The sequence below is a fragment of the Frankia sp. BMG5.23 genome, from assembly GCF_000685765.2.
Lineage (GTDB): Bacteria > Actinomycetota > Actinomycetes > Frankiales > Frankiaceae > Frankia > Frankia casuarinae.
On sequence record NZ_JDWE01000025.1, the window covers coordinates 52,602 to 69,288 of the forward strand.

12 protein-coding genes are annotated in these 16,687 nt (G+C 71.0%); 5 read left to right on the top strand and 7 right to left on the bottom strand.

What is annotated here, in order from left to right:
- Window positions 1–41: 41 nt before the first annotated feature.
- Window positions 42–1,826, bottom strand: a complete 1,785-nt coding sequence (locus BMG523DRAFT_RS13165) for an N-acetylglutaminylglutamine amidotransferase (RefSeq protein ID WP_043591291.1) — start codon at window positions 1,824–1,826, stop codon at window positions 42–44.
- A 273-nt stretch (window positions 1,827–2,099) separates the two neighbouring features.
- On the bottom strand, window positions 2,100–4,685 hold the full coding sequence (locus BMG523DRAFT_RS13170) for a carboxylate--amine ligase/circularly permuted type 2 ATP-grasp protein (RefSeq protein WP_011437298.1): 2,586 nt from the start codon (window positions 4,683–4,685) through the stop codon (window positions 2,100–2,102).
- 46 nt (window positions 4,686–4,731) lie between these two features.
- Between BMG523DRAFT_RS13170 and BMG523DRAFT_RS13175 the strand changes: the two genes are divergently transcribed.
- From BMG523DRAFT_RS13175 to BMG523DRAFT_RS13190, 3 genes are all read left to right on the top strand, one after another.
- Window positions 4,732–5,415, top strand: a complete 684-nt coding sequence (locus BMG523DRAFT_RS13175; RefSeq protein ID WP_368671109.1) for a hypothetical protein — start codon at window positions 4,732–4,734, stop codon at window positions 5,413–5,415.
- A 503-nt stretch (window positions 5,416–5,918) separates the two neighbouring features.
- Window positions 5,919–7,508, top strand: a complete 1,590-nt coding sequence (locus BMG523DRAFT_RS13185; protein WP_043591293.1) for an FMN-binding glutamate synthase family protein — start codon at window positions 5,919–5,921, stop codon at window positions 7,506–7,508.
- 84 nt (window positions 7,509–7,592) lie between these two features.
- A complete protein-coding gene (locus tag BMG523DRAFT_RS13190; RefSeq protein WP_011437301.1) occupies window positions 7,593–8,066 on the top strand; it encodes a VOC family protein in 474 nt (157 codons plus the stop codon).
- A gap of 71 nt (window positions 8,067–8,137) precedes the next feature.
- Here BMG523DRAFT_RS13190 and mptB read toward each other — a convergent pair whose 3' ends face one another.
- Window positions 8,138–9,727, bottom strand: a complete 1,590-nt coding sequence (mptB, locus tag BMG523DRAFT_RS13195; RefSeq protein WP_011437302.1) for a polyprenol phosphomannose-dependent alpha 1,6 mannosyltransferase MptB — start codon at window positions 9,725–9,727, stop codon at window positions 8,138–8,140.
- Window positions 9,728–10,077: 350 nt separating this feature from the next.
- Here mptB and BMG523DRAFT_RS13200 point away from each other — a divergent pair, with 350 nt between their 5' ends.
- A complete protein-coding gene (locus BMG523DRAFT_RS13200; protein ID WP_131728919.1) occupies window positions 10,078–11,379 on the top strand; it encodes a glycosyltransferase 87 family protein in 1,302 nt (433 codons plus the stop codon).
- On the opposite strand, the gene BMG523DRAFT_RS25325 is transcribed toward BMG523DRAFT_RS13200, so the two are convergent.
- From BMG523DRAFT_RS25325 to BMG523DRAFT_RS13220, 4 genes are read right to left on the bottom strand one after another with little or no spacing between them, the layout of a single operon-like run.
- Window positions 11,369–12,130 (bottom strand): hypothetical protein, encoded by a 762-nt coding sequence (locus BMG523DRAFT_RS25325; RefSeq protein ID WP_011437304.1) that lies wholly within the window; start codon window positions 12,128–12,130, stop codon window positions 11,369–11,371. The two genes, BMG523DRAFT_RS13200 and BMG523DRAFT_RS25325, sit on opposite strands and share 11 nt — an antisense overlap.
- Window positions 12,117–13,721 (bottom strand): VWA domain-containing protein, encoded by a 1,605-nt coding sequence (locus BMG523DRAFT_RS13210; protein WP_011437305.1) that lies wholly within the window; start codon window positions 13,719–13,721, stop codon window positions 12,117–12,119. The genes BMG523DRAFT_RS25325 and BMG523DRAFT_RS13210 overlap by 14 nt, the downstream gene beginning before the upstream one ends.
- A complete protein-coding gene (locus BMG523DRAFT_RS13215) occupies window positions 13,718–14,977 on the bottom strand; it encodes a toxic anion resistance protein (RefSeq protein WP_011437306.1) in 1,260 nt (419 codons plus the stop codon). The genes BMG523DRAFT_RS13210 and BMG523DRAFT_RS13215 overlap by 4 nt, the downstream gene beginning before the upstream one ends.
- Window positions 14,974–16,098 carry a solute-binding protein gene (locus BMG523DRAFT_RS13220; RefSeq protein WP_011437307.1) on the bottom strand — a complete coding sequence of 375 codons (1,125 nt, stop codon included), beginning with the start codon at window positions 16,096–16,098 and terminating at the stop codon, window positions 14,974–14,976. Before BMG523DRAFT_RS13220 ends, BMG523DRAFT_RS13215 begins: the two co-directional genes overlap by 4 nt.
- Window positions 16,099–16,300: 202 nt before the next feature.
- On the opposite strand from BMG523DRAFT_RS13220, the gene BMG523DRAFT_RS26495 reads away from it, so the two are divergent.
- On the top strand, window positions 16,301–16,687 hold a 387-nt coding region (locus BMG523DRAFT_RS26495; RefSeq protein ID WP_043591295.1), incomplete at its 3' end, for a transposase.

The window sequence follows — 16,687 nt, forward strand, 5'->3', positions numbered from 1 at the left end:
GTGGGTCGTGCGATGTACGTGGGTCGTGCGATGTACGTAGATCATGCGACCGTGTGGGTCTGGAGCCACATCTCGAGCAGCGCGGCCTGCCACAGGGCGTTCGCGCCGAGCGCCGTGCGGTTGTCGTTCGGGGCGGCGAGCATCGTCTGGACCCACACCGGCCGGAACAGACCCCGCGCCTTCGCCGCCGGATCGGTGAGCGCCTCGCGCACCCGGTCCAGGAACGGCCCGTCGAGATGGCGGATCGCCGGCACCGGGAAGTACCCCTTGGGTCGGTCGATGACGTCGACCGGCATCAGCGGGCGGCCGATGTTCTTGAGCACACCCTTGCCGCCGGAGGCGAGCTTCAGCTCCGGCGGGCAGGCTGCGGCGAGCTCGACCAACTCGTGGTCGAGGAACGGGGTGCGGGCCTCAAGCCCCGCGGCCATCGTCATGTTGTCGACCCGTTTCACGGGGTCGTCAACGAGCATGATCGTCGAGTCGATGCGCAGCGCGGCGTCAACGGCGGTTTCGGCGCCCGGCCGGGCGAAGTGGGAGGCGACGAAGTGCCGGCTGGCATCGGCCTCGATGAGATGGTGCGGCTCCACCATCGCGGGCAGGTCCCGGTGCGGTCGGTCGGCGAAGACCCGCAGGTAGGCGTCGACGGCGTCGGTCCGCCCAACACCCGCCAGCGGCGGATACCAGGAATACCCGGCGAAGACCTCGTCGGCGCCCTGCCCCGACTGCACGACCTTGACGTGCCGGGAGACCTCCTGGGAGAGCAGGTAGAAGGCCACGCAGTCGTGGCTGACCATCGGCTCGCTCATCGCGGCGACGGCCGCGTCGACGGCGGGCAGCAGCCTCGCCCCCGGCACCCGGATCTGATGGTGGTCGGTGTCGAAGTACCGGGCGATGACGTCGGAGTAGACGAACTCGTCGCCGGGCTCGCCGCCGACGGCCTCGAACCCGACACTGAAGGTCGCGAGATCCTTCTGCCCCGCCTCGGCGAGCAGCGCGACGATCAGACTGGAGTCCAGCCCACCGGACAGCAACACGCCGACCGGGACATCGGCGACCATCCGGCGGCGCACCGCGAGGCGCAGCCGCTCGGCGATCGCGTCCTGCCAGTCACGGGCGGTCCAGTCCGCGTGCGCGGGATCGCGGGTGAAGCTGGGACGCCAGTACAGGTCGTCGGTCGAGGTGCCGTCCGGCTCCACCACCCGCACGGTCGCCGCGGGCAGCTTGCGCACCCCGGCCAGAATCGTGTGCGGTGCGGGCACCACGGAGTGGAACGACAGGTAGTGGTGAAAGGCGACCAGGTCGATGTCGGAGGAGACGCCGCCGCCGGCGAGCAGGGCCGGCAGGGTGGAGGCGAACCGCAGGCGCTCGCTGTTCCCGGTGAGGTAGAGCGGCTTGATGCCGAGCCGGTCCCGGGCGAGGATCAGCCGTCCGCTGTCCCGCTCGGCGATGGCGAAGGCGAACATCCCGGCGAAGTGGTCGACGCAGCGTCTCCCCCACCGGTGGTACGCCTTGCCGATCACCTCCGTGTCGGAGGTGGAGAAGAAGCGGTAGCCGGCCGCGATCAGCTCGTCACGCAGCTCCTGATAATTGTAGATGCACCCGTTGAACACCGTGGTCAGGCCGAGTTCGTTGTCCACCATGGGCTGGGCACCGCACTCGGACAAATCGATGATCTTCAGGCGACGGTGCCCGAACGCGACCGGGCCGGCGGACCATACTCCCACGCCGTCCGGGCCCCGCGGCACCATCGTCGCGGTCATCCGCACCACCGCGTCGACGTTCGCTCCCCGGCCGTCGAATCTCAGCTCGCCACTCAGCCCGCACATGTGCGCTCCCGTCGATCGATGAGGTCAGGCGAGATCCATTCCCCGAGGCTTCCTTCCCGATACCGCAGCCGTTGACTACGACCTCACTTTCGAGGACGGAGATTTCACAACAGTGTCCGCGATGTTGCCAACTCCCTCGGTCGCCAACCCGCACGGAACCGCAGCGCATCCCGCACGGAACCGCAGCGCATCCCGCGACGGAAGACCGGGCCACCCTGGATCCGACTACGGAGAGTATCGGCCACGGAACGGTTGACGGCGGGGAATCACCGGCTAACGGCGGGGAATCCAGGTGTCCTTGGATCCCCCGCCCTGCGAGGAGTTGACGATCAGACTGCCGGGAGGCGCCACCCGGCTGAGCGCCGCGGGCACCACCCGCGGCTCCCGCCCGGCGTAGACAAAGACCCGCAGATCCACCGCGCAGGGTTCGAGATGGCTGTCATGCCAGGTCGGATGGGTCGACAGCGACACCAGTTCCTGGCCGATCCACTGCCGGGGATTGGCCAGGATCCGCTCGCGGACCTCGGTAAGCCGGTAGGGCTCGGCGTGCGGCCCGATGACCACGCCGGACCCGCCGTACCCGTCGACCGGTTTCACCACCAGTTGATCGAGGTTGTCCAGCACGTGTTCACACTGCTCCGGGTCGCCGCAGACATAGGTCGGCACGTCATCGAGCACCGGCTGCTCGCCCAGGTAGTAGGTGACCATCCGCGGGACGTAGGCGTAGACGACCTTGTCGTCACCCACCCCGTTACCCAGAGCGTTCGCTATGCCGACCCGGCGGGCCCGGATCGCGCGCAGCAGCGGGAGCCCCAGCGGGGTGCCGGCGGCTCCGAGGGCGCCGAACAGGTCGTCCTCGTCCATCCGGCGGTAGAGGACGTCGACGCGGCACCGCCGGGAGCCGTCGATCCGGTAGACGACGTCGTTGTCGTCGACCAGCAGATCCGCCGGTTCCACCAGCGCGACGCCCATCTTCTCGGCGAGCAGGGAATGCTCGAAGTACGCCGCGTCGGTCTTCCCGCCGGTCAGCACGGCCACCGCCGGGTCCCCCGTCGCCGCCGCCGGGGCCGCCGCGACCAGCGCCTCGTGCAGCAGGGCGGGTATGCCGTCCAGTCGCAGGATGCCGGCCGGCGGACCGAGCTCCGGCAGCACCGACTCGGCGAGCCGCCGGCCTTCCATGGCGTAGGCGATACCGGACGGCACGCGCAGGTTGTCCTCCAGCACCAGCCAGCCGCCGTCGCCGCCGCGGACCAGGTCGATGCCGGCGACGGTCACCCGGATGGCGTCCGGGCCGACGGCGCGACCGCCGTGGCGCAGGCTCGGCGCGTCGTTGACCACCCAGGCCGGCACGATCCCGTCGGCGACGGCCGCCCGCTCGCCGTAGATGTCGTGCAGGAACGCCTCCAGGGCCCGGACCCGCTGGCTCAGCCCGGTCGTCAGGGTCGTCCAGTCGTCGGCGGCGATGATCCGCGGGACCAGGTCGAACGGAAAGGGACGGCTGGCGGAGTCCCCCGAGGCCCGGAAGACGATCCCCCGGTCGTTCTGCTCGGCCTCGCGCGTCCCGACCCGTTCGTCGAGGATGCCCGGGCCGAGCCGTTCCAAGGTGCGCATGACGGCCCGGTACTGGGGACGGACCGCGCCGCGGGCGTCGACGATCTCGTCGTACCCGGTCGGCTGGTAGCGCTCGAGCAGCCGCGGCGCGATCTGGTCGGAGGCGGACACAGCGGGCGCGCTCCCCAGCGCGGCCGCCGCCCCCGCGGGCGGGACGTCGCGGGTCTCGGCCAGCACCAGATCCGCGACGTCGGTGAGCAGACCCCGACGGGCGAAGGCCCGGCGCTGGCGGTGCGCCGAGCTGCCCCGGCCGACGGCCTGTTCGGCCAGGTTGTCGATGAGCTCCCAGTCGTCGAACCGTTCGAGCTGCGGGCGGACCTCGGTGAGCAGCCGGCGCAGCATGGCCTGGGCCGGTATCGGGCCGGCACCGAGGATGTCGACGAGGTCGCCCTCCAGGCCGGACCGGGCCGCCCGCCAGGTCGCCGCGCGCAGCAGCTCCGCGCGTGGCGGCGGGGCCTGGCCGCCGGCCTCGATCTCCTCGATGGCCTGGCACACCAGCGCCCGGAACAGCCCGGCGATAAGGATGACGTTGTCGACGTCCGGGCAGGCATCGCAGATGCGCAGCTCGACGGTGGGCAGGTGGGCCGACGGGCGGACGTCGAAGTAGACCATCCCCGGGTCGCTGATCACCCCGGACTTGATCAGGTCTGCCACGAGCTGGTCGTACTCCGCGGCGGTCCGGAAGGACCCGGCGACCCCCGCGGTCGGCCAGCGCTGCCACACCAGCGTGCGCATGCTCGCGTAGCCGCTGTCGGCGCCCATCCAGAACGGCGAGCTGGCCGAGAGCGCCAGCAGCATCGGCAGCCACGGCGCGGTCCAGGCGACGACGGCCATCGCGAGGTCGCGGTCGGCCACGTCGACGTGCACTTGGGCGCCGCAGATGAGCTGCTCGCGCGCGACGATCTGGTAGTCCTCGGTCATCTGCTCGTAACGGTCGTCCCGGGAGACGTCGAGCAGATCCATGTCCACGATCGGCACGGTGCCCGCGGCGGCCGGCCCGAGCCCGAGCTCGCCGGTCACCTCCGCGAGTCGCCGCCGCAGATCGAGCAGGTTCGTCCGCAGCTCCAGCAGATCCGCCGTCGGCTGACTGTTCGTCTCGACAACCGATTTCAATAGCTCTGGAGAGAACGAGTCCCCGTCGAGTCGACGGAGGACCTCCTCGGCCCTGGGAACGAGCTGACGGGTAGTGAGATCGAGGATGTGAAATTCCTCCTCGACGCCGACGGCCACGATTCGTGCGTCGCTCATGGCGGGCTACGCTACGGCCGGCCGGTTACGCATGCGTGTCACAGATATGACCCGCCTCGGGAAGAATCCCGCGCTACTCGCCACGGACCTGCACCCCCACCCTTGTCATCGTCGGGTACCGGCCGCCACCCGACACCTCAACCCGACGCCTAGCCCGGCCCACCCGCGCGGCCACTCTCGTCCGACCCGTCCGTCCGGCCCGTCGGCCCTGCTGGTGGGGCCGACGGGCCCACCAGGGTCTCTACTATCCCGCCGGGCCTCGATAAAACGTGACGAAGCGTGCAGGGCGCGGCGTGTCCGATGCGGCGCGCGGTCGCCCGACCGGCTCACCGGCGGGAGGATCGACGGGTGTGGCGGGACGGACGGGTGTGGCGGGACGGACGGGTGTGGCGGGACGGACGGATGCGGCGGGACGACGATCGGGCTGCTGCCGGGCCTGTCCCGGGACGAGGGAAACGACCATCTCACCGTCAGCCTCCCGACCGGGATGGGCGAGCTGCGCAACGGCCTGCTCGTCCGCGGCAGCGACGCGTTGGTCGCCGTCGGCGGAAGCTGGGGAACGCTCAGTGAGATCTCCTTCGCGCTCCGGACCGGGAAGACGGTGATCGGTCTCGACACCTGGGCCGTGGACACCCGGGATTCATCGCTGCCGACCGTCATCCCGGTCCAGGATGTTGACGATGTGGTGCCGCTCCTTCCAGCACACCTCAATGATGCCGGCCCTCGATGACGTCTACCGCTTGATGACGTCTACCGCTTTTTGTCCGACACGGTTATGACCCCCATCGTAGGCGTTCCGAAGTTGCCGTTGGCGTCCTGGATGCCGCCCTCCGGCCCAGGTGCGACCGGCTGGTTGAAGTCATCCAGGTTCGAGTGGAAACGACAGCGGTGGAGGAAGGATCCCGCCTTGCGGAAAGTTGGGGTGAAACTTTCTCCCGGATCGAGCACCTCGTCGGTGCCCCGGTGGTCCGATGCCCGAGAGAAAGAGGCCGACATTCCGGAGTGCTGTGAAAGTTGTTGTGAACGGGGAGTCACCCTGTTCGCCGACGGCCCGCTCGCCATTGCGAGTTCCCGCCCATTGCGTGTCCCCGCGGCCGCGGAACACCTCGTGAACCGTCCGGCGTATAGCGTCGAAGGCGCCGGACCCGACGGGTCCAGGCAGATCGGCCGGGTTCCGCCGGCCGCGGCCCCGCGCACAGCCTGCGCACGGGGCCGGTGCAGGGAAGGATCGCGATGTTCTCGTTCGGGATACTGCCGGCCCTGGCGGGGCTCATGGCGGCGGCAATCGCCGCCGGGCTGTGGTGGTCGGCGGCCTGGTGGGGGGCCGCCGCCGTGTCCGGCGCCCTGCTCGCCCTGGCCGTCCACGACGTCACGCAACGCCGGCACGCAATCCTGCGGAACTACCCGGTGTTCGGCCACCTCCGCTTCATGCTGGAGTCCATCCGGCCGGAGATCCAGCAGTACTTCATCGAACGCAACTACGACGGCCGCCCGTTCGACCGCGACATCCGGACGAGCATCTACGAACGCGCGAAGGGCATCCACAGCGACCAGGCGTTCGGCACCGAGCGCGATGTCAACGCGGTCGGCTACGAGTACCTGCTGCATTCGACGGTGCCACTGGCGGTTGCGCCAGGCACCCCGCCGCCCCGGGTGCGCATCGGCGGCCCGGACTGCACCCAGCCGTATGACATGGCGCTGCTCAACATCTCGGCGATGAGCTTCGGAGCGTTATCGGGCAACGCCGTGCTCGCGATGAACCGCGGCGCGGCGGCGGGCGGTTTCGCCCATGACACCGGGGAGGGCGGTCTCACCGAGCATCACCTGCGCTACCACGCCGACCTCGTCTGGGAGATCGGCAGCGGCTACTTCGGTGCTCGCACGGCGGACGGCGACTTCGACCCGGCGCTGTTCAAGGACAAGGCGGCTCTTCCGTCGGTCCGGATGGTCGAGCTGAAGCTGAGCCAGGGCGCCAAGCCCGGCCTCGGCGGCATCCTGCCCGCGGCGAAGGTCAGCGCCGAGATCGCGCGGGCCCGCGGTGTCCCGGCCGGGGTGACCTGTGTCAGCCCGCCGGGACACCGGGTCTTCTCGACTCCGCGGGAACTGGTGCTGTTCATCGCCCGGATGCGGGAGCTCGCGGGCGGCAAGCCCACGGGATTCAAACTGTGTATGGGGCCCCGGCGGGAACTGCTCGCGATCTGCCGGGCGATGCTGGCCGAGGGGATCACCCCCGACTTCGTCGTCGTCGACGGAGGTGAGGGCGGCACCGGCGCCGCGCCGCTGGAGTACGAGGACCACGTCGGTACTCCGCTCACCGAGGGCCTGATGACGGTGCACAACGCACTCGTCGGCGTCGGCCTGCGAGACCAGGTCCGGATCGGGGTGAGCGGCAAGATCGCCACCGGGGTGGACATCGTCAAACGGCTCGCCCAGGGCGCCGACTACACCAACGCGGCCCGCGCGATGATGATGGCGGTCGGCTGCATCCAGGCGCAACGCTGTCACACCAACACCTGCCCGGTCGGGGTGGCCACCCAGGATCCGCGCCGCGCCCGCGCGGTGGACGTCGCGGACAAGGGCGAGCGGGTGCGCCGCTACCAGCAGGCCACGGTGGCCCAGGCGGTACAGATGATCGCCTCGCTGGGCTGCGCCGGTCCCGAACAGCTGCATCCGGGGATGCTGATGCGCCGGGTCACCCACACCGACACCCGCAGCTACGCCGAGCTGTACGAGTGGCTCGAACCCGGGGAACTGCTCGCCGAGCCGCCGGCGGACTGGGCCGCGGACTGGGCCGCAGCCGACCCGGACCGCTTTCGCCCCTGATCCAGGGGTACCACGACGCTCTTCGGGAAAAGCTCGTGCGGGAAATGGCCGCGCGCTTCTCATCCAGACAGGAAGGACCGGAGGATGCCAGCAATCACGCCATGTCTGTGGTTCGACACTCAGGGCGAGGAGGCGGCCAGATTCTACACGTCGATCTTCCCGAACTCGCGGATCGTCGACATCACCCGCTACGGCCCGGCCGGGCCCCGTCCCGAGGGCACGGTCATGACCGTCCGGTTTGAACTGGATGGCCAGGAGTACGTCGCGCTGAACGGCGGACCCGAGTTCACCTTCTCGGAGGGGATCTCGCTGCAGGTCGGCTGCGGTTCCCAGGCCGAGATCGACGAGTACTGGGACCGGCTGACCGACGGTGGCGAGGCAGGACCGTGTGGGTGGCTCAAGGACCGGTACGGGCTGTCCTGGCAGATCGTGCCCACGGCCCTGTCTGAGCTCCTTGACGATCCCGACCCGGGCCGGTCCCAGCGGGCGATGCAGGCGATGCTGAAGATGTCGAAGCTCGACATCGAGGAGTTGCGCCGGGCCGCCGACGAGGCGTGAGGCCCGGCGACGGACGCAACGGGCGCCGCGCTCAGGGCACGGGCGCCGTGCTCAGGGCACGGGCGCCGCGCTCAGGGCACGCTGGCGAGACGACGCCGGGCGGCCAAGGCCACGGCGATGCCGCAGGTCAGGGCGACGAGCAGGACGATCGGCCCCTGCCGGACGAACCAGGGGGCGACCTGCGGGTGATCGACGAACAACAGCTCGCAGTGCGGCAGGGCCAGGAACGAGCCGACCACGGTGACCGCCCCGAGCACCCGTCGCGGCGCCTGCCCGGTCAGGCCGAGGAGCACGGCGCCCCAGGTGAGATACCAGGGATAGAGGACGGGTCCGAGCAGGGCCAGGCTGAGTAGTGCCAGCCCGGCGGTGGCATGCGGTTCGCGGTCGCGGACGGTCGCCAGCAGCCAGACGAAGATCCCGGCGGCGACGGCCACGCCCGCGGCCCGGGTGGGTCCCACCAGATCCTCGAAGCGCATCGCCGATCCGGCCATCCTCGCCAGGGCGGACAGAAGATCGGCGAGGCAGGTGGTCGGGGCGTAGAGGGTCAGTCCGGCGGCCGGTGTCCGCGCGGCGCGCAGCCATCCGAAGCCGTCGGGTACCAGACTCGAGAGCACCACGACGACGCTCGCCACGACGGCGAGATCCCGCCCAGCGACGGCGGCGGCGCGACGGAGCCGGGATGAACGCCGACCCGATCCGACCGAGGCTGCGGTCGCGGCGGTAGCGGCACTCACCGCCGCGACCGACCGCCAGACCAGCACCACCACGACGACCAGGGCCGCGGGCCACTTCACCAGCGCGGCCGCGGTGATGAGGACGAGACCGAGCACCGGCCTGCCGCGGTACACCGCCGTCAGGCCGCTGGCAAGCAGCGCCAGCAGGATGGCCTCAAGATGGATCGCGCCGACGAGCTGCAGCAGCACGATCGGACTACCCGCGCAGAACGCCAGCGCCCAGGGCCGTCGCGCCGCGGAGGACACCCGCACCACGCACACCGCCATCACGACGACGCTCGCCCCCGCGACGATCCGGTGCAGCAGGACCGCGCGCAGGACGTCACCGCCCGCAAGCGCGGTCACCAGCCGGAAGTAGCCGAGGGCGACCGGCCCGTAGGGCGACAGCGATGATCTCCAGATCGGATCGACGGCTAGCAGGATGGGACGGGCGCCGAGCGCGGTGGGCCCGGCGGCGTAGGGGTCGAGCCCGGCGGCGAGCATCGTCCCCTGCGCGGTGTAGCAGTAGACGTCGAGGCTGAGGATCGGCGGGCCGAGCAGCACCGGAACGGCCCAGAAGCCGATGACGAGGCCTATCCGCGGGACCGACAGGTCGCCGTGGTGCGCGCGCTGGCACAACCGGAACCATGCGCCGACGAGCAACGCCACCCCGATGATCATAAAAGCGGGTAGCGGAGAGGGGCGGTCGAACGGCACCGGGTCGAGCAGCCCGAACCAGCGTGACGGGGTCACAACTCCGGGCTGCAGGGCCAGTCGCCCCGCCACCAGCACCACCAGCACCGATCCGGCGGTCCCACATCCCGCGAGCAGGACGATACCTCCGTCGAGGCGTCCGCCGACGCCCCTACCGGGGCGCGACGAACAGCGTCGAGCAGGATCGCCCGGTCGGGCGGTTCCGTGCGGCGCGGCGCACTCTATCTCGTCCATTCCGGTATAAAGCCTGACGTTTCTACATCGCCAACAGGCAGCGCGCCCGGGAGCACCCGGTGAACAATACCTGTCCTGTATGGATGTCGGAGCCCACGGGCGCCGGCCCGGCCCGCGGTGTCCTGCCTCGGCGCCGGGCGGCTACCGGCGGCTACCGGCGGATGGCGCCGGGATGAACGGCGGATGGTGGCTGCCGGGCTCCCTGCTGGCGGACCGCCTCGGGGTGCTATGCCGAACGCATGCGGCAAGCGAGAACCATGGGCCCGGCAACCGTTACCGCCTGCCCCAACGGGGAGACGGCAGGCCCGGGACCGGTGCCGGTCGCCTCGGCGCGACCGACGGCGCCCGTCGTGACCACGGGCGTCGTCGCCGCGCTGGTGGTGCTCGCGGTGATGATCGCACCGCAGCCGCAGACCGACTTCGCTGTCTACCGGCTGGGGGGGCAGGCTGTCTGGGACGGGTCCGCCCTTTACCAGGTGCGTACGGCGGCCGGCCTGCCCTTCACCTACCCACCGATCGCGGCGGTGCTGTTCACGCCGTTCGCCGCCATCCCCCTGGGGGTGGCTGAGGTCGTCTGGGCCGCGCTGACCGTCGCGGCACTCATCCTGCTGCTGTCCAGGCTGCGAGCCTGGCTCATCCCGCCGACCGACACCGCGCGGGCCGCCGGGGTCGGGCGGGCACTGGGCTCGCGCTGGGCGCCGCCGCTGCTGCTGGTGGCGGCGCTCGCGACGGAACCGGTTCGCAGCACCATCATCTTCGGGCAGGTCAACATCCTGCTGATGCTGGCGGTCTGGCTCGATGCCGGGCCCGGACGGCGGTCCACACCGTTCGCCCGACTGCCACCCGGTGCTCTCACAGGTCTCGCCGCGGCGGTGAAACTGACTCCGTTGATCTTCGTGGCCTACCTGTGGCTGGCCGGCCGGCGCCGGGTGGCGATCGCAGCGGCGGGGACGTTTCTCGCGGCCCATGCCGTGGCGTTCGCGCTGGCACCCGCGGCGTCCCGCGCCTACTGGGGCGGGGTGTTCGCGGATCCGGGCCGGATCGGCTCGGTCACGTACGCCGGCAACCAGTCGCTGTCCGGCGCGATGACCCGGATCTGGGGAGACGGCGCGTCGGTCGTCCAGATCCACCGGCTGGTGGTGGCCGCGGTCGCCGTCGCCGGGCTGGTGCTCGCGGTGCGGCTGCACCGGCGCGGGGAGCCCGTCGCGGGCCTGCTCGCCTGTGCGGTCACCGGACTGCTGGTCTCGCCGATCTCGTGGAGTCACCACTGGGTGTGGGCGGTGCCGACGCTGCTCTGGCTCGCCACCCACGCCACCCACGCCACCCACGCCACCCACGCCACCCACGCCACCCACGGCACCGACGGCACCGACGGCACCGACGGCACCGACGGCCGAGCCTCACGCCGGTACGTCGGAGCGGCGCTCGCCGGCTACGTGTTGTTCGTGGCCTCCCCCGTCTGGTGGATCACGCCACACGACCAGAACTGGCCGCACCGCCGCGACCCGACCATCCTCCTCACGAACGCCTACGTGATCGCCGGTGTCGTACTCCTGGTCACCCTGGCGCGCGTCGCAGGCCGCCGGGACCTGTACCGCCCATCACGGAGAATGCGACATCCGGACCTGGTGCGCCGGGGCGTCAGGGGCTAGGTGGGCCCGGGATGCGTGGCAGGTCGGGCCGGGCGAGATCGGGCCGGGCGGGATCGGGGAGGGTGAGCTCGGTCGGGCCGAATCGGTCGGTGAGGAAGCGGCTGTGCGCGAGCAACTGGGCCGTGTCGCCGCGGGCGGCCGCCTCGGTGACCTCACGCATCCCACCGGCGAGCAGGGCCAGCGTCGCCAGCAGGACATCGCGGGGGGTACGGCCGTCGGGCAGCCGGTGGGTCTCGGCGTAGGCCCGCGGCAGCCCCAGATAGGTCTCCACCGCGGTGGGCAGGTAATCGGCGACCGTCCGCTCGACGGCGAACGTCTCCGGCGAGCCGGGACGCAGCAGGTGCGGGGTGTCCAGGACCTGCCGCAGCGCACCGATGACCTCCTCGGCGGCGGCGACGAGTGCCCGGTCGTCCGGTGCCCGGTCGATCAGGGCCCGGTACTGGGCCTCGACCGTCGCCCGCAGATCATCCACGTCGATCCCACCGCCCGCGACCGCGGCGCGGCGCGGCGGTGCGACCAAGGCGCCGATCGCGTAGAGCGCCGCGACGACCGGCGGCCAGAACGGCCAGTCCACCAGGCCCGCGGCACTCGCGCCGGCGCCGGCGAGCGCGCATGTGCAGCCGGCGATGTTCTTGGCCGAACCGAACCAGGTGAGGATCCACTGTCCCCGGCCGGGGATCGGCGCCGACGGGGGTGGTGCCGGGCGCGGGAGCCGCGGTGGACGCGGCGTCGGCGGTTCACTGGTAGCCACGGATGTCCTTGAACGCGTCCGCCAGCGACGAGGTACGGGCGTCGAACACCGCGCCACCGGTGTCGGCGGAGATATCCCGCAGCGCCGCCGGGTCGGCCTCCCCGAAGGCGATCGTGAAGGTACGCACGGCACGCGCGGCCGCCGGCAGCCGCTGATAGGAGGAGCGGAAGTCGGCGGCCGAGATACCGGAGTTGTTCTCCCCGTCGGTCATCAGGACGATCGACGTGAGGTAGCCGGGGTCGGCCTCAACGGCCGCGCCGGCAGCCCGGTAGCCGGCCTCCAGCGCCGAGTAGATCGCGGTGCCGTCCTGGAGCCGCAGGCCGTCCACGAACGTGTTGACGCCCGCCAGATCCGCGGAGCCCGGCCGCGGGTCGTTCACGGCGAAGTCCACGGGGTCGTTGGCCCGGCCGGCGAAGGTGATCATCGTGATCTTCTCGCGACCCCGGAACCGGGCGAACCTGCCGGACAACGTGTCGTCCGCACCGGTGAGTCCGCGCAGCGCCGCCTGGAGCGCCGCTATCCGTGATCCGGCCATCGACCCGGACACGTCGAGCAGGAAGATGGCGTGGCTGGGCCGCCGGAACCGGTCGAGGTAGGCGGACAGCAGCTGGTCGGCGACCTGCCGGCTCGCCGGGAAGGGCAGCTCGGTGAGCGTCCGCGTCGGGAACCGGGCGTCCAACGCCACCCCGGGCAGGGCCGGCCGGCGGCTCGTGGCAGTCTGCAGCCGGTGCTGCGTCCGCGGCAGGCGCAGCCAGCTGACGACCCGGTCATAGAGATCACGCTTGTCCGGCCGCAGCAGCAGGAGAGGGTAGTCGGAGGTGACGATCCCGTCCCGGGGATAGATCAACTCCAATGGTTCGCGCAGCCGGTGCCCGGCGTTCAGGGCCAGCAGCACCGACTCATAGTTGATCATGCCGCCGAGAGTGTCCTGGGAACGGGCGTAGGCGTCGGTCAGGAAACCGGAACTGCCCGCGGTCAGTGCCTGGCCAGAGAAGAACGAGGTCAGCTGGGCAGGTCTGATGTCCTGCGGGCGCAGCGCGTCCGAGGTGCCGGCGAGTGCCGCCGCCACCCCGACCAGGGCGGAGAAACCCGAGTTCGACGCCGCGGGATTCGTCATGGCGTAGGAGAGCTGGCCGGCCGCCACCTTCGCGGCGATGTCGGCCCAGGTCACGTTGGGGTTGCCGGTCCAGCCGAACTGCCGGGCCAGGCTGCGTCGGACCCCGAACACCACCGGTGACAGCATGATCGACGATCGCGCGGCTACGGACGTCGCGCCGTTCGGCAGCAGTCGCAGGTACCGGTCGGAGGCGAACCAGGCGGCGTCGGCCTGGGCGGTGCCCCTGGTAATCGCGTCGGCGCCGTCCAGGGTGCCGGTGTAGCTCAGCCGCAGGGTGACGCCGGTCGCCCGGGTGAGATCGGGAAGCAGCGGCTGGATGTCCTGGAGTTCGGAGCCGGCGAGGACGGTGAGTTCGCCTGCGGACCCGCCGGTGCCGGACCCGTCCGCCGGTCCCGGGCCTCCGCCCGAGCAGGCGGCCACGAGCAGCACCGTCAGGAGACACGCGAGCAGGGCCGCGGGCGGCCGTCGGTTCACCGGCCGCCGCCCGGCAGCGTCAGCTCGCCACCGCCGTCGGGGTACGAGCCGAGCTCGCCGATCTCGCCCGCGGCCGACCGGTCCAGGTAGGCGGTGGCCCTGCCGATCTCGGTGGACAGCGCGTCCACCGTCGTCCGCATGGTGTCCAGCGCGGCGGCGCGGTAGTCGTCGATGGCGTCGATGGTGGCGTAAATGTTCGCGAAGGCCTGCTGGAGGGTCCGCAGCGAGACGGTCGCCGAGGACGCCTGCCGGTGCACGTCGGCGCTCTGCCGGCGCAACAGCTCCGACGTGCCAGAAATGATCTTCTCGGTGGTGCTGTTCAGGGCCGAGATCTGGTCAAGGACCATCTTCTGGTCGGCCAGCGCCTGGGCGACGATCACCGCGGTGCGCAGGGCCGACACGGTCGTGGTGCTCGCCCGGTCCACACCCTTGATGAGTTCGAGGTTGTTGCGCCGGAGCAGGTCCAACGCAAGGTAGCCCTGTGCGCCGACGGCAAGCTGGGTAAGCAGGTCCTGGTGCTTCTGGCGGACGTAGAACAGCACGTCCCGGCGAAGCTCCTCAGCCCGGTCCGGATCGGCGCCCGCGAGCGCCGCGATCCCCGTTTCGAGCTCACCGTCGAGTCTGCCGGCGAGGTAGGCATACTCCCGCAGCCGGCCGATCGCCACCCACAGGTTCTGCTTCTCCTGCTCGATGGCGGCGTTGTCCCGGCGCAGCTCCTCCTGACCGTGCTGCAGGGCGCGCAGGATCCCGTCCAGATGGGCCTGCGACGACCGGTAGGACGCGAAGTAGTCCCGCAGCCGGTTGCCGAAGGGGAGCACGCCGAGCAGCTTTCTGGGGGCGTCGAGATTCTGCCGGGAGGGGTCGAGGTCCGCCACGACCCGGCGCAGCTCGACCAGGGACTTCGACACCGCCGAGGTCTGGTCGAAGGGCCCGGAGTTCATCGCCCGGGTGGGCTTGTCGAGCAACCGGTTGGACACCGACGCCGATTCCCGGATCTCCTTCTCCCCCAGCCGGTGCACGGCGGCGACCTTCGACGCGAACGCCGGCGAGTGGGCATCGATGGACAGCAGCGTGCGCGCGAACGTGCCAGCCTGCTCGTCCAGTCGGGCCACGGCGTCCGGATCGATCGGAACGGCCGGTTCGGCCCGGTCAAGGGGCACCGGTGCCACCGGCTCGGGCGGGGTCAGCACCAGGCCGCCGGGTGACGTATTGCCAGGTGCCGTATTCCGGTCGGCGGCCGGCGGTTGCGTGGTCAACCGGGTCTCCCCTGCGCCTGGTTCACAATCTTGTCAATCATGCGTTCCTCGATGGCGGCGGTGGGCGGTTCCACCACGTCGACCAGTGACGGCGGCGGCGCGAGACCCCGTTCGGTGGCCAGGCGGCGGCCGTACGCGGCATCCGCGGTACGAAACCCGTGCTGAGCCGCGAGACGCTGCAGCTGCGGGTCGGTGGCAAGCAGCCGCCCGGCGGCATCGCCATCGGCGGTCAGCGGTACCACCGTGTGCTTCGCGTAGATCGTTGGCTCCGGGTACATGAGGACCATGTCGGGGCTGATGGAGCCGTCCTTCGCGAGCTGGCGGGCGACGAACTGCGCCTCGTAGATCATGGCCATCGGCGTCTTCCCCATCCCGATGGTGAGGAAGTCGTCGAAGGGTTCCTGGGTGGACTGCTCGACATAGCCCTGCTTGACGAACAGCGGTGCGCAGCGGGCGGCCACCCGATCCGCCGCGGCGCTGTCGGCGACGACGTTACCGCCGTTCTCGACATAGCTGGCGATCGCCAGGTACAGCGCCGCGGAGTTCGACGTCCGCACATCCGTCGAACTGATGAGCACGGACTTGCCGGTCTCGAAAGCGGTGTTCCCCGGCAGGTCCGACCAGCGGGTGTTCTTATCGACCAGATCGAGGTAGCCGCGCATGTTCAGGACGCGGTGGCCGCCGTCCATCCGCACGACCCCGGCGTTCTGCAGCAGTGACGCGATCGGCTGGAAGGTGGCGATCGCCATCGGGCTGAAGAAGGGGACGTAGGACTTCGTCACCTTCCTGGCGGCCCTGATCCGGTCGGCCTGCGGCGCATCGGCCGGAAAGGCCAGGTCATATGGGGTCAGATCGCGGCTGGTGGCGATCTCCCTGGAGCCCGCGGTATCGACCTGCAGCCGGTAGCCGAGCTCCGCGAGCCGGGCGCCCACCGCGGGGTCCGCGAAGAAGTCCCGCTTCTCCGAACCGGCCAGGACCCGGACGGTCCGCACGTTGCCATCGGGCGGACCGCCGCCGGCGTCGCCCCCCAGCCGGGGGACCACGATCAGGGCCACCACCGCAATCACGAGCAGACCGGCCAGCAGGAGCCCGACGGTCCTGCCCCGCTGCGCCGAACGCACCAGCCCTCCGCCCGAATCCCCCGATTGACCCCTCTGCCCCCATAATGGTAGATCCTGGCGACACGTTCTCGACGTTCAACCCACGCGACCGTTTCCTGGTGACCGGTGGATCGCCGCGGCGCCCGTCCGTGGGAGACGAGGGGGTGCCAACTGTCGCTCGTCCAGTAGTCATTGGCGCTCTATAGTGAGCTATGATGGTCATGTGAACCTCAAGGAGTGGGCCGAGTCGCAGGGTGTGGCGTATGTGACCGCGCGCCGTTGGTACGCGGCCGGCAAGCTCCCAGTTCCGGCGCGCAGGGTCGGCGGGCTGATCCTCGTCGGCGAACCTGACCAGCCGACGGGCGATGGGCTGACCGCGGCCCACGCCCGGTCGAAGCCGGGCAGCGCTGGGCGGCGGCAGCGCGCCGCCCAGCTCGCGACGATCCATGTCCGGGTCGCGAACCAGCGCCACAACGGGCTGCACAAGCTCACGACCCGGCTCGCCCGGTCCCACGACACGGTCGTCGTCGAAGATCTGCACGTCGCCGGGATGGTCCGTAACCGGCGGCTCGCCCGCGCGGTCGCCGACGCCGGCATGGCCGAGGTCCGC